The following is a 13,158-nucleotide window of genomic DNA, read 5'->3' as shown; positions in this document are numbered from 1 at the left end:
AAAAGGATGAACACTTGATTTTTTGTGTGTTTATACAAGAATATAAGGCGACACTATACGTGCTCGTCTTTTCTTATATTACGTTGTTATCGTACGGATGTGGATCGGAGTCACTCCACTTGCAATCGTGAAATGTGAAACCTCAAACCTCATATTCATGTATTATAGTTACATATGAACTTATCGGAGGAGGAACAAATTATGGGAATCTTGTCGAGGTTTAGGGACGTGATGAAGGCAAATATGAATAGCTTGTTAAGCCGATCCGAAGATCCGGAGAGAACGGTGAATGAGATTATGCGTAGCTTGAGCCGTGATCTAGGGCAGGTAAAAGCGGAGACAACCGCTATACTCTCGGATGAGAGCAGAGCGAAGCGGGCTTTGGATGAATCGAGTACGGAACTACGTAAGCTTCAGCGATATGCCGAGAAATCCGCAGAATCTGGAGATGAGGATAAGGCACTCCAATTCCTGCAGAAAAAGGCGAAGCAGGCCGAGAAGCACAACGAATTACAAGCTGCCTATGATCGAGCTGCTGCCAAAGCCAAAGTAATGAAGCATATGCAGGATAAACTGATTACGGATATGGCAACGATGGAAGCCAGATATACTGAGTTGAAAAGTAAAATGGCAGATGTCAAGGCCAAACAACAGGCTAATGAGCAGAATGCATCGGCGGGTAGAGCAAACGATGCACTCCGTGCAATGGAAGACAAGGCTAACCAAGCGCTGAATGAAGCAGAGGCACTGGCGGAGCTTCGGGCAGGTGCACAGGAAGATGACTTGGATGAATTGATTGCCCAATTGGAGAAGGACATGAATGCCGAAACGGGTAATGAAGAGAAGAAGGTGCCAACGGCAGAGGAAGAACTTGCAGTCATCCAACAGCAATTGAACGATAAGTGAATCTATCTATAGTTTCGACTAAACTTTTTTACACGAGAACGGAGAGGACAGAAATAGGATGAAGAAGCGGAGCGCTCGCCTTTATCACCGGATTTTTCCCTTTAGAGAAGGGAATCAAAAAAATCTGGGGATAACAGCGATCGGAGGGCTATTCTGTCATCGTAGTGGCAAGTGTAAACATTTTATAGTTGAACCTATATAGATGTAACGAATACATTTTTAAGACATTGAGGTGAGCAGATGCCGGTTATTGAATACAGATGTCCGAACTGTGGTAGTGGGATGAACTTTGATGGGAACACAGGAATGTTATCTTGCCCTAGTTGTGGGCGACAGGACAATATTGAGCAGATTCCAGACCCACTCAAGAAACAGGTGTTTAAGGAGAACGAAATCAAGTCATACCACTGTACCAGTTGCGGGGCTGACCTTGTGACAGATGCTGATACGAGTGCAACGACCTGTAGCTTCTGCGGAGCTGCGGTTGTCTTAAGTGACCGATTGAGCGGAGAGCTAGCTCCAGCGATGGTGATCCCTTTTGCTATTACGAAGGAGACTGCGAAGGAAGCATTCAAAAAGTGGTGCAAAAACGGCCTGCTTACGCCAAGTGGCTTCATGACGGCTGATCGAATTAAAGAAATAACCGGGATCTACGTGCCCTTCTGGTTATATGAGTTACATAACAGAATTGAAGTTCATGGTCGTGCCACCAAGGTGAGAAGCTATACACAGGGTGATTATCACTATACCGAAACCCAGCATTATGAGATATACCGGAAAATTCGGCTGAACTATGTGAACCTACCCATTGACGCATCCAAGAAAATGGATGATAAACTGATGGATAAGCTGGAGCCTTTTCCCTACAACCAGTTGAAGGATTTCAAAACGCCGTATCTGGCGGGTTATATTGCGGAAAAATATAGCTATACCGATGAAGAGCTCTATCCCCGAGCTAAGGAAAAAACGCGACCTTATATCGAATCTTACATCGCATCTACCGTGTCAGGGTACACCAGTGTGAGTTATACGGATAAACAGATTGATACCACACTGAAAAATGCAGATTACGTCTTGCTCCCCGTATGGATGGTGTACTATGACTTTAATCGCACGGAATACACGTTTGCCATGAATGGTCAGACAGGTAAGGTCGTGGGTAGACCTCCCATCAGCAAAGCAAAAGTTGCGGGATGGTTCGCGGGCGTGTCGGCCGTATCATTTCTCTCCATTAAGGTTGTGGCATGGATGATGGGAGGTGGCTTCCTATGAAAAAGGGAACGTACATTACGTTAATGACGGCCTTTATTTTCATTGTAATGTGTGTAGTATCTCCGTGGATTCCAGCGCAAAGCGCGGCAGCGGCAACGAAAGAATTGATTCTTGATGAAGCGGGCTTGCTAAGCTCGCAAGAAGTTGAGGAGTTAAATGCCCTGGCCAATAAGTACAGTGCGGAGCGTGAGACAGACCTCATCGTTATTACGACGAATAATGAGGAGCAGATCACGGATGAATTGTTCACAGAGAACTACTATGATGAGCAGGCACCTGGTTATGATAAACCCCATGGTAACGCGGTTATTTTGACTTTGGATATGTACAATCGTACGGTGTATGTGGGTGGTTTCTACAAAGGGGAAGACTACGTTACCAATAGCAGAGCTGAAGAGATTACGGCTCAGATTGCTCCTTACCTATCCGACGGTAACTACAGCCAAGCCTTTGAGAAGTATCTTACGATGGCGTATGAGTATCTAGGTGACAAACCACTGGATGAAGATTCAGGTACAGGGTCTACGTATCCAGGCTCGAATTCCGGCTCAAACTCAGGAACGAGTTCAGGGAACTATCCTAGTGGAGGTTCAAACGCGAACCCTGAAAATATTTTGTTCAATACATGGTTTCAGCTCGCGGTCTCTGTGGTTATTGGTGGGATCGTGGTAGGCATTATGGCATATAATTCGGGCGGACGCGTAACCGTCAATCGTGCAACGTATGAGGATTCGGGCGCTTCCAGTGTGGTAGATCGCGGAGATCGGTATATTCGAACAACAGTAACCAAAACCAAGATCGAGAGAAATAACAATAATGGTGGAGGCGGAGGCGGCGGTGGTACCACACGCGGGGGACATTCCCATAGTGGTAGCAGCCGATCATTCTAATTTAGCCAATCACTACAATATAGCGTAGGACTTGGTGCTCGTGAGTTGATGCAGCATGCGTACTATAGAAGGGACGGGATTGAGTATGAGTTTTTTCAGAAATCAATTTTCGAATGTAGTGGAATGGGAAGAGTTCAGAGATGATATGATTTTTTGGAAGTGGAGCAATCGGGAGATCAAGAAAGGTAGTAAGCTGATTATTCGTGCGGGTCAGGACGCGATTTTCCTGAATAACGGCAAAGTGGAAGGGATCTTTGAGGATGAAGGCTCATTCAACATTGATTCCGAGATTATTCCGTTTCTGTCGACGCTGAAAGGCTTCAAGTTTGGTTTCAACAGTGGTATGCGCGTTGAAGTGTTGTTTGTGAATACGAAGGAATTTACGGTGAGATGGGGAACCCAGAGTCCGGTATTAATTCCGACACCGCAGCTTCCGGGAGGGATGCCGATTCGTGCGAACGGTACATTTAACTTCAAAGTAAGTGACTACGTCACGCTAATTGATAAGATTGCAGGCATTAAGCAAAGCTACTTGGTCGATGATGTCAAAATTCGAATTACCTCTGTGCTCGATCAGTTGCTGATGAAGTGGATTAGCCGTGAAGGAAAAGATATGTTCAACCTGCAGGCGAATGCAACAGATATAGCCAAAGGGATTCAGGAAGATCTGGATATGCAGATGATGGATATCGGGATTGGCATTACCGGTTTCCAAGTGATGAGCTTCAACTATCCGCAAGAAATTCAGGATATGATTACAAAGACGGCTTCACATGAGATGATCGGCAATCTGCAAAAGTACCAACAGGTGAGCATGACCGACGGCATCTCCTCAGGTAAGGTGCAAGGCGGCGGCGCGGCTTCGGATATGGCAGGTATGATGATGGGCATGAACATGGCGAATGAAATGATGAAGAACATGAATCAGAATCAGAATCAGAACTCAGGCCAAAACCAGAATCAGAACAATCAGGGTCAGAGCCAAAATCAAGGTGATAACTCTGGTTCCGCTTCCTCGGAAGGCAAGAAGCCTAACTTCTGCCCAAACTGTGGTGCCAAAAATGAAGGAGCTAACTTCTGTCCGAACTGCGGGCATAAGCTTGGCTAAAGGAATAAGGAAGATCGGGCTAACTCATGAGTACTTGGTACTGTGCAGTTAGCCTTTTTTTATAACGCAAGGCGATGTTTTAACTTTTAAATAAAGTGTTGACAACCAAAACAAAATCATATATCTTTAACTTAAGATATTTAATTTAAAAATAAATCTTATGCATAATCAATAAATTCAACTAATCTTTTTATACGAAAACGAAGAGGACAGAAATAACATGGAGAAGCGAAGCGCTCGCCTGAAAGCTTTCTATAAGAAAGCTACATCGAAAGCATAAGCTTATCCCCGGATTTACCTTTATAAAAAGGGGATCAAAAAAATCGGGGGATAACAGCGATCGGAGGGTTATTCTGGCATCGGAGTGGCAAGTATAAACATTCTTTAGTTGAATACAAAACATATAAGGAGAGATCAAGATGATTATTCCTACATTAGATCGCATCAATGAACTTTCAAGAAAAGCAAAAGAAGAAGGATTAAACGAGATGGAGCAAGCAGAGCGGACCCGTCTGCGCCAAGAATATTTGCAAACGTTTCGGGGGTCGATTAACGACATTCTGCTGAACACAACCATCTATGATCCGAATGGCGACGATGTTACTCCAGACAAATTGAAACAGGAACAAGCAGACCAAAAGGAAGACTGATTTATTTTTAAACTAATATCTTAATATTAAGACAAAATATAAAAACAACATTACAATCAACCATTCCCTAAGGAGGAATTTATTATGACACTTCAAACTGCAGGTATCCACCACATTACAGCTTTTGCAGGAGATCCACAGGCTAACGTTGACTTCTATGCAGGTATTCTCGGACTTCGTTTGGTGAAAAAAACAGTTAACTTCGATGCTCCTGACGTATACCATCTGTACTTCGGTGACGAAGGCGGAAGCCCAGGAACGATCATCACGTTCTTCCCAGCAGCCGGATCTCCAAAAGGTAAAATTGGCGGTGGTCAAGTTGGGATTACCTCTTATGTCATTCCTCCTGGGTCTATGGACTTCTGGCAGGATCGTTTAGAAAGTTATAATATTCAGGTAACGAGAACAAGCCGTTTCAACGAACAATTCCTTCAATTCGAAGATAGCGAAGGCCTGCGGCTTGAACTGGTTGAGCGTCAAGAAGGTGCTAACAGCACTTGGTCGCATGAAGGAATCACAACCGACCAAGCCATTAAAGGATTTGGAGGTGCCGTATTATTCAGCGTCAATCCGGCAAGAACAATGGATGCGCTAGATAAAATTCTTGGATTCACCAAAGTTGGTGAAGATCAGGAGTATGTACGTTATCAGTCTTTTGGTGACATTGGCAATGTAATTGATGTGCCTGTGGCTCGTATGCCGCTTGGCGTAGGTGGAGCCGGTACGGTTCACCATATCGCATGGCGTGCCAAAGATGATCAGGAGCATCAACAGTGGGGTGAGGCTGTGTATCAATATGGCTATCAACCAACCCCGGTGCGGGATCGTCAGTACTTTAACGCCATTTATTTCAGAGAAGCCGGAGGCATCCTGTTCGAGATTGCTACAGATCCACCTGGATTTGCGAAAGATGAGCCTGTAGAAACGCTGGGACACAAACTGATGCTGCCGGAATGGTTCGAGAAATACCGCACACAGATTGAAGACAATCTGCAACCGATCCAAGTTCGTACGTTGGAACCGGCACGTACAGCCAACCCAATGGAAACGACCGTTTAATTACAGCAAGGCACCGCGTGCAGAAATTGCACGCGGTGTAGAATGTTGTTCTGTCATTGGAGTGGTCAGTGTAAATATATTAAGTTCATTCTAGATAGCAATGTGCAACGAGATGAAATTGAACGAAGGAGTATGAAGGATGATCATGGAGAAGAAGGTTACCTGGCTAGAGCTGTTCTACGATCTACTTTTTGTAGCTGCGGTGGCCAAAGCGAGTCATGTGTTATTACATGCCGAACATGGAGTGATTACATTTGAATATCTGATGAAGTTTGTATTGATTTTCATTCCAGTCTGGTGGGCATGGGTGGGTCAGACCTTATTTATCAATCGGTATGGCCAGGATATCTTCATCCATCGTGTATTTCTCATCCTACAGCTCCTGTCTGTTATGGTGATGACAGCGAGTCTCTCGGTTGATTTTGACCAGCATTATCTGTCCTTCTTCGTGGGTTATATCGGTTCTAGGGTCTTCACGATGATTCAATATTTCACAATCCATAAGTCTAAGAGTGAGCAACAACAACAAGCCGCTCGTTTCCTAGGTCAATGTTTTCTCATCGGTATATTAATCTCGACTAGTTCGCTGTTCTTCGATTCATGGCTTAGATACGTGATTTTGTATGCTGGGATTGCGGTAGATATTATTCTTCCACTGATTGGACGCAAAAAACTGGTAAAGGTGCCGATCCATACGCATCATTTATTGGAACGGTTCGCGTTGTTTACACTCATTCTGCTGGGTGAATCGGTAGTTAGTATCATTGCTGTCCTACAATTGGATCACTGGGATCTGAAGTCAGTGCTGTTCATCGCATTTACATCTGTATTTGTTATTGCACTGTGGTGGCAGTACTTTGATAACGTCGAGAAGAAGGTCAGCAAAGAAATACAGACGGCTGGTCAAGCCATTATATATGGACACTTGTTCATCTATATTTCTATGAGCATGATTGCAGCTTCGATTCAACTGTTGTATCTGAATAAACTCAATTATTTGTTCATGCTGGGCTTTGTGTTTGGATCAGTGCTGTTGTACTTTATGTCCACTTCACTGGTGTTTCACCGTTACAGATATACACATATGCGACTGAGACCGTATCATTTGGCGATTATGCTTGGCGTCATTGGAACCTTTATCATCGTAGACCTAATCTATCGTGTGCCGAATTATGCAATTGTAGGAGAGAACATGGCGTTCTTTCTCGTCTATGCCAAAATGACAACATGAATAAATAGCGCATATTTAACCCCGCAACTTCAGAAGTTGTGGGGTTTTTCGTCTTCCTATGAATATCCTCATTTATTTTCTTATAGGGAATCTGTTAATATGAGACTAGATCCAAGTGAAACTACTCAGACACACAGGAGGGAAACCATTTGAGCACAAATTTAATCGGCGTTCCGTTGGAAGGGTTTGCAGACTTTAGTCGCACAGTTGCGGCAGAAGGTACGGTATTGTTAAGAAACGACGGGAATCTTCTTCCACTTCAGCATAACGAAAACGTTTCAGTTTTTGGTCGAATCCAGGTTAATTACTATCGCAGCGGTACAGGCTCAGGCGGAAGCGTACATGTAGCATATACAACGAACTTGTTAGATGGATTACGCAACAAAACCAATCTAACCGTGAATGAGGAACTTGCTTCGGTATATGAGAAGTGGATTGAAGAAAATCCATTCGATGATGGTGGCAAAGTATGGGCGGCAGAGCCATGGAATCAGAAGGAAATGCCTCTAACTGACGAATTGGTAGCACAGGCGAGAAGCAAATCGACCAAAGCCATTGTTGTCATCGGACGTACAGCAGGTGAAGATCAGGATAACGCAGACGCACCCGGAAGCTATCAGTTGACAGAAGATGAGCAAGCCATGCTGAAGCAGGTGACGAATCATTTTGAACAGACGATTGTGGTGCTAAACGTGTCTAACATCATTGATATGAGCTGGCTGGATAACGAGAGCTATGTGCATCCCATTCAATCGGTCATCTACTCATGGCATGGGGGTATGGAAGGTGGTAATGCCATTGCTGATGTATTGGCAGGAGACGTTACGCCAAGTGGTAAATTAACCGATACGATTGCGTATTCCATTGATGATTATCCTTCAACGAGTAACTACGGGAATGAGTTCAAGAACCTATACCAAGAAGATATTTACGTAGGCTATCGTTATTTCGAAACGTTTCGACCTGAAAAAGTTCAATTTGAATTTGGTTATGGGTTATCGTACACCACATTTGCAACCGAATTTGAAGAGGCCAAATGTGTCTCCAGAGAAGGAGAATCCTTCATCGAGGTGAATGTAAACGTAACCAATACAGGAAATACGTATGCAGGCAAAGAAGTTATTCAGGTGTACTACGAAGCACCGCAAGGCAAGCTAGGCCAACCTCTAAAATCATTAGCTGCATTTGGGAAAACCAAACTGCTTCAGCCTGGAGCATCGGAGCGCCTGAGAATCAGCTTCCCGGTTCACACCATGGCATCTTACGATGATGAGGGTGTAACAGGTCACGCGTCTGCTTATGTATTAGAAGAAGGCACGTATCGCTTGCATGTGGGGACAAGTGTCAAACAAGTAGAACACATTCTTATCGACGGTCAAGAAGGCTATGTGATCGAGTCGCTTCAGGTTGTGGAGCAGCTTCAAGAAGTTATGGCGCCGACAGAAGATTTTACACGTATGAAGCCAGGTACACGCAAGGATGACGGTTCATACGAACTGGTGTACACAGCGGTACCGAAACGCCAAGTTTCCATGGCTGACCGAATTCAGCAGAAGCTGCCGCAAGCCTTGGAGCAAACAGGGAATCAGGGTTACAAGCTGAGAGATGTAAAGGATGGCCAAGTGAGCCTAGAAGCCTTTATTGCTCAGTTAAGTGATCAAGACCTGGCTGCCATTATTAGAGGTGAAGGAATGAGTAGTCCACTCGTTACTTCCGGTACAGCTTCTGCATTTGGTGGGGTTAGCGACAGTCTGTTCAATTACGGCATTCCAGTGGCGTGTACGGCGGATGGCCCATCCGGTATTCGTATGGATAGTGGAGAGAAGGCAACGCAGGTTTCCATCGGGACACTGTTAGCAGCTACATGGAATACAGAGCTTGTCGAAGAACTGTATGTGTTGGAAGGGCAGGAGCTCTTGAGAAATCAAGTGGACACATTGCTGGGACCTGGATTAAATATCCGCCGCAGTCCATTGAATGGACGCAACTTTGAGTACTTCTCAGAAGATCCGCTGATCTCAGGTGTATTTGCTGCGGCATGTACGAAAGGCATCATGAAGGGCGGTTCTAACGCTACGTTGAAGCATTTTGCATGTAATAACCAAGAGAAGCACCGGAGTAAAGTGGATGCCGTAGTATCTGAACGTGCACTCCGCGAGATTTATCTGAAAGGCTTCGAGATCGCTGTGAAACAAGGCGGTGCGAATTCGATCATGACTTCCTACAACCCGATTAACGGTCACTGGGCAGCTTCTAATTATGATCTGAACACAACCGTTCTTCGCGGAGAATGGGACTTCCAGGGAATCGTGATGACCGACTGGTGGGCGATCATGAATGATGTCGTTGAAGGTGGAGAAGCCGACCGGAAATACACCAACTGGATGATCCGCGCTCAGAATGATCTGTACATGGTTGTTCCTAACTATGGGGCAGAGATCAACGGCTGGGATGACAACACCATTGAATCTTTGGAAAATGGAACCTTAACCCGCGGCGAGCTACAGCGCTCTGCTATGAACATCTGTACATTCATTATGAATGCGCCAGTCTTCTCTCGAAAACATGAGATTTTGGAGACCATTGCTTCATTCCAAGCGAATGAATCTTTTTCAACCCAACAGGCTCAAGTGCTTGCTGAGAATACACAAGTGAAACCTGCTGTGAACGAATCTGTATATATGAAGGTAGTCCAAGCAGGACAATATCGAATCATCGTACAGATCATGTCTCCAGAGCCTGAGCTTGCTCAAAGTGCTTGTAATGTGCTGTTAAACGACCAATTGATGACAACGATCCAAACGAATGGTACGGAAGGAAAATGGATCAGACAGAAGCTTGTCAAAGTAGAGCTTGCAGCCGGCGTGTACGAATTGAAGTTAGACTTTACTAAACCAGGCTTGCAGATCGACTGGATCGAGTTTAAACCATTGTAAGGTCAGGAGTGTTGCAAGGAATGAAAAGGTACAATTTTTGGAGTCCACTACTGCTGATTGCGGTGGCGCTGATTACGAGAAGCCTGGTTACAAACCTAGGTTTAGTGTTCGGTATGTCGCATGAAGCAGCGAGTAACCTTGCCATTATTGCCATGATCATTGCCGCACTGATCATGTTTAATCGTTTGACTAAGGCTCGCCGTAATCGTAAATAAATCTGTAGCTCTGAAAATCAGGAGCATTAGAGAAGAAGGCACCCGCGAGGGTGTCTTTTTACATCATTGTTAAGGAAAATTCGGATGGTTACGCGGGATATGGCGATGATGAAGTGACGGATATCACAAATGTGCTATAATTGAACTATTCAGCCTGGAAAAGTACTGGCTATGGATGGGAGAGGTAACTGATCTATGCAGGTATTTGAAGACTGGAACCAAAAAGTGAAGAAAACGTTTAATGCAACGAATCCAACGGCTGTACTTACTGTTGCCGAAGCGGGCAACGCATTAGGTTTGTCGAAAGACCAGATGAAGCTGTACGTGGATAAAAATAAATTGACCAAGGTTCCGATTATGAGGAGTGTACACAGATACCTCTTATTGAAGAGCGAGATCGATGATATCGTTAATAAACGTTAATTGCATAAGAGTATGACATCAGCCATTTAACCGATTTGTATTTCGGAAAGTGGTTATTTTTTTATTATTAGCTATGTTGTCTAAACCTGTATAGAGAGGGGGATCAGCATGAATACCTTATCCAGCTGGTTATATGATCGGGTGAATTGGAAGTGGGTTGTGTCTGCGATTGTGCTGTTTGCTTGCTTTATCGCATTCATTTTGCCATGGCAAGCTGCGGAGTCCAAAGAGGCCACCGGAGGAGGCGAATCTCCAGATTCGTCCTTTTGGTATACTGCGGATGATCTTTATCAGATGGCAGAAAGCTATGGAGAGGCAGGGCGCAGTGCCTATATCTATGCAAGGTTTACGTTTGACCTCATCTGGCCGTTAGCCTATCTCTTTTTATTGGTGGTTCTAATATCAGCACTCTACCGGGTGCTCCCAGCTGCGAGTCATTGGCGCAAATTAAATCTGATTCCACTGGGTGGCTGGGCTTGTGATATGTTAGAAAATATAGGGGCTTCGATCACGATGTATCGTTATCCGCTCCGGACACCAGTCATTGCAGAACTGACACCGATATTTACGATGGTGAAGTGGTGCCTGATCTATGCTAGTTTTGCCGCACTCGTGCCAGGGGTTATTCTTACGATCATCCATTACGTCCGTGTCCGACTGAATAGGGGATAACGTCGTGATCAAGGGATAAAATCAGTACTGTAGGACAATCCTACCTCAGGGTAGCTATTGTTCAAATACGGAGAAGAATGTCGAAAACCATTGGAGCTAGATCCTTGCTTGTCAAAGGGACAACCTGTCATTTATACTCTTGGCGCAAGGCCGTAGCATGAGACGAATTTATAGTCCAAGGAGATGAATATTGCATGGCAATCAGCTTGAATGTGTATCTAGTAACAGATGGTAATGGACGTGAAGCAGTAGAGTTCTACAAAGATGTGTTTAACGCAGAGGTGTTGGCAATCCAGACATTTGGTGAAGGACCGTCTAGTCCAGATCATCCGATTCCACCTGAAGCCAAAGACCGTATTATGCATGCCTCCTTGCAGATTGGTGGCTCTGTATTAATGCTATCTGATACGTTCCCGGGCATGGAACACACCATTGGCAACCATATTACCGTTACAGTGAACACAGACACGGCCGATGAGGCAACAAGCATTTTCAACAAGTTGGAAGTTGGCGGAGAAGTGAAAATGCCGATTCAAGAGACCTTTTGGAGCCCAGCTTACGGATCGGTGACTGATAAGTTTGGTGTTCAGTTCCAAATTAGCTGTACGCCGAATAACGCGTAGTTTCATAGCATTATATATGAAGAAAACCTCATGGACATCAGTAAGACTGTCCTGAGGTTTTTTTGGTTGTATTTCAATACAAGAGAAGAGGGTATACTGCACAAGTAGCTAAGAAGCCTGTGATGAACTAGCCTTCCTTTTGAATCTTGGATGGGTTGTTGATTTTGTAAGGAACCGGATTGCGAGTGAGCTTCTTCTTAATGATTTTGGCTTCAAAAGAAAGAATGTCCCCCACTTCAAGCTCCTGCTTCTTCATTGTGGCACTGTGGCTAGACCAGGCTTCGCCAATTTCAATCAGTTCAGGCTCAGTAATGGCCACCGCTTCATAAATAATAACTTCATCGTCATTATCCGAGAAGTGATTCGGAACAGTCGTGAATTCTTTAACAACAGCAGACATCTTTACTTTGCCGTCTGGCAGATCAATCTTAATCGCTTTTGATTTACTTGCGGTTTTCGCTTTCGGTTTAGCATCCGCAGTAGTACTGTTTTGGGGGCCAACATACTCCTCGACTAATCCATCCGGATCGCCGACGAGTCCCGAAACGTGGTGATCCTCATCATCGTTGTAATCCATATCAGGGTATTCGGAAGGGATCGTTACCGTTGGGGGTGAAGATGCCTCCTGGTGTTGTTCATCGTTCACAATAGACTCGTTCTTTGAAGTCGCTGTGGTAGTCGTAGCTGTGGTTGAATCGCTCACCTTAACAGTCCCAGCTCCTGTCAAACCTCTAGCACTGTAGCTAGATGCTTGCATTTCCTTCAGATACGAAGGATGAATGCAGTGCTTTTGATCATTATCCAGTTGAATGACCGCAGCCATATGATCTACATAACCCAGGATGGTGCAGGGCAGATTGAGCCCGTTTCCTTTATAATAGAACGTTTTGAGCTTGGTTGCTTTACCTGAAAGTAGCCCCCACTCCTGACATTTTTCAATGAGTTCATCTTCGCTTTCCAGCGCTGTATACTGTTGTGGTTCAATCATAAAAGCATATGCCATAATGCATTTCCGCCTTTCGCTGGTTCTCTATGTTCATCGTTTCCAAATTACAATCAGTGTATCACAAAAGTGTACCGTGACATAAACATATCCGTGCGTTCGCAAGGAGTGCCTATGGTATAATTTTTCTAAGCGAGACACGTTGAACGTACAATCGATTAGCAAGCCGT

13 protein-coding genes are annotated in these 13,158 nt (G+C 44.6%); 12 read left to right on the top strand and 1 reads right to left on the bottom strand.

Going from position 1 to position 13,158, the window contains the following annotated elements:
* Positions 1–201 precede the first annotated feature (201 nt).
* The 12 genes from J2T19_RS24595 to J2T19_RS24540 all read left to right on the top strand — a co-directional run bounded on the left by J2T19_RS24595 (position 202) and on the right by J2T19_RS24540 (position 11,985).
* Positions 202–906 carry a PspA/IM30 family protein gene (locus tag J2T19_RS24595; protein WP_307220605.1) on the top strand — a complete coding sequence of 235 codons (705 nt, stop codon included), beginning with the start codon at positions 202–204 and terminating at the stop codon, positions 904–906.
* Positions 907–1,146: 240 nt separating this feature from the next.
* On the top strand, positions 1,147–2,178 hold the full coding sequence (locus tag J2T19_RS24590; RefSeq protein WP_307220602.1) for a TFIIB-type zinc ribbon-containing protein: 1,032 nt from the start codon (positions 1,147–1,149) through the stop codon (positions 2,176–2,178).
* Positions 2,175–3,068, top strand: a complete 894-nt coding sequence (locus tag J2T19_RS24585; protein ID WP_307220598.1) for a TPM domain-containing protein — start codon at positions 2,175–2,177, stop codon at positions 3,066–3,068. The genes J2T19_RS24590 and J2T19_RS24585 overlap by 4 nt, the downstream gene beginning before the upstream one ends.
* Before the next feature lie 85 nt (positions 3,069–3,153).
* Positions 3,154–4,176: an SPFH domain-containing protein gene (locus J2T19_RS24580; protein WP_307220595.1), complete on the top strand. Its 1,023-nt coding sequence runs from the start codon at positions 3,154–3,156 to the stop codon at positions 4,174–4,176.
* A gap of 419 nt (positions 4,177–4,595) precedes the next feature.
* A complete protein-coding gene (locus tag J2T19_RS24575) occupies positions 4,596–4,826 on the top strand; it encodes a DUF896 domain-containing protein (RefSeq protein WP_370874951.1) in 231 nt (76 codons plus the stop codon).
* 84 nt (positions 4,827–4,910) lie between these two features.
* A complete protein-coding gene (locus J2T19_RS24570; protein ID WP_307220593.1) occupies positions 4,911–5,885 on the top strand; it encodes a ring-cleaving dioxygenase in 975 nt (324 codons plus the stop codon).
* Positions 5,886–6,027: 142 nt separating this feature from the next.
* Positions 6,028–7,116 (top strand): low temperature requirement protein A, encoded by a 1,089-nt coding sequence (locus J2T19_RS24565; RefSeq protein ID WP_307220635.1) that lies wholly within the window; start codon positions 6,028–6,030, stop codon positions 7,114–7,116.
* 149 nt (positions 7,117–7,265) lie between these two features.
* Complete coding sequence (locus J2T19_RS24560) at positions 7,266–10,052, top strand: glycoside hydrolase family 3 C-terminal domain-containing protein (RefSeq protein ID WP_307220590.1); 2,787 nt, start codon at positions 7,266–7,268, stop codon at positions 10,050–10,052.
* A 20-nt stretch (positions 10,053–10,072) separates the two neighbouring features.
* The gene (locus J2T19_RS24555) at positions 10,073–10,267 is read left to right on the top strand and encodes a hypothetical protein (RefSeq protein ID WP_307220587.1); all 195 of its coding nucleotides are present in this window, start codon (positions 10,073–10,075) and stop codon (positions 10,265–10,267) included.
* A 195-nt stretch (positions 10,268–10,462) separates the two neighbouring features.
* On the top strand, positions 10,463–10,690 hold the full coding sequence (locus tag J2T19_RS24550) for a DNA-binding protein (protein ID WP_307220584.1): 228 nt from the start codon (positions 10,463–10,465) through the stop codon (positions 10,688–10,690).
* 108 nt (positions 10,691–10,798) lie between these two features.
* Entirely contained in the window at positions 10,799–11,362 is a 564-nt protein-coding gene (locus J2T19_RS24545) for a hypothetical protein (RefSeq protein WP_307220581.1), read from the top strand.
* Positions 11,363–11,556: 194 nt separating this feature from the next.
* Complete coding sequence (locus J2T19_RS24540; protein ID WP_307220578.1) at positions 11,557–11,985, top strand: VOC family protein; 429 nt, start codon at positions 11,557–11,559, stop codon at positions 11,983–11,985.
* A gap of 127 nt (positions 11,986–12,112) precedes the next feature.
* On the opposite strand, the gene J2T19_RS24535 is transcribed toward J2T19_RS24540, so the two are convergent.
* A complete protein-coding gene (locus J2T19_RS24535) occupies positions 12,113–12,988 on the bottom strand; it encodes a hypothetical protein (protein ID WP_307220575.1) in 876 nt (291 codons plus the stop codon).
* Positions 12,989–13,158: the final 170 nt, after the last annotated feature.

Origin of the sequence: Paenibacillus tundrae (assembly GCF_030812775.1) — a bacterium.
GTDB classification, from domain to species: domain Bacteria; phylum Bacillota; class Bacilli; order Paenibacillales; family Paenibacillaceae; genus Paenibacillus; species Paenibacillus tundrae_A.
The sequence above is the reverse complement of the archived record's forward strand: the minus strand, read 5'-3'. Positions and strand labels throughout refer to the sequence as shown.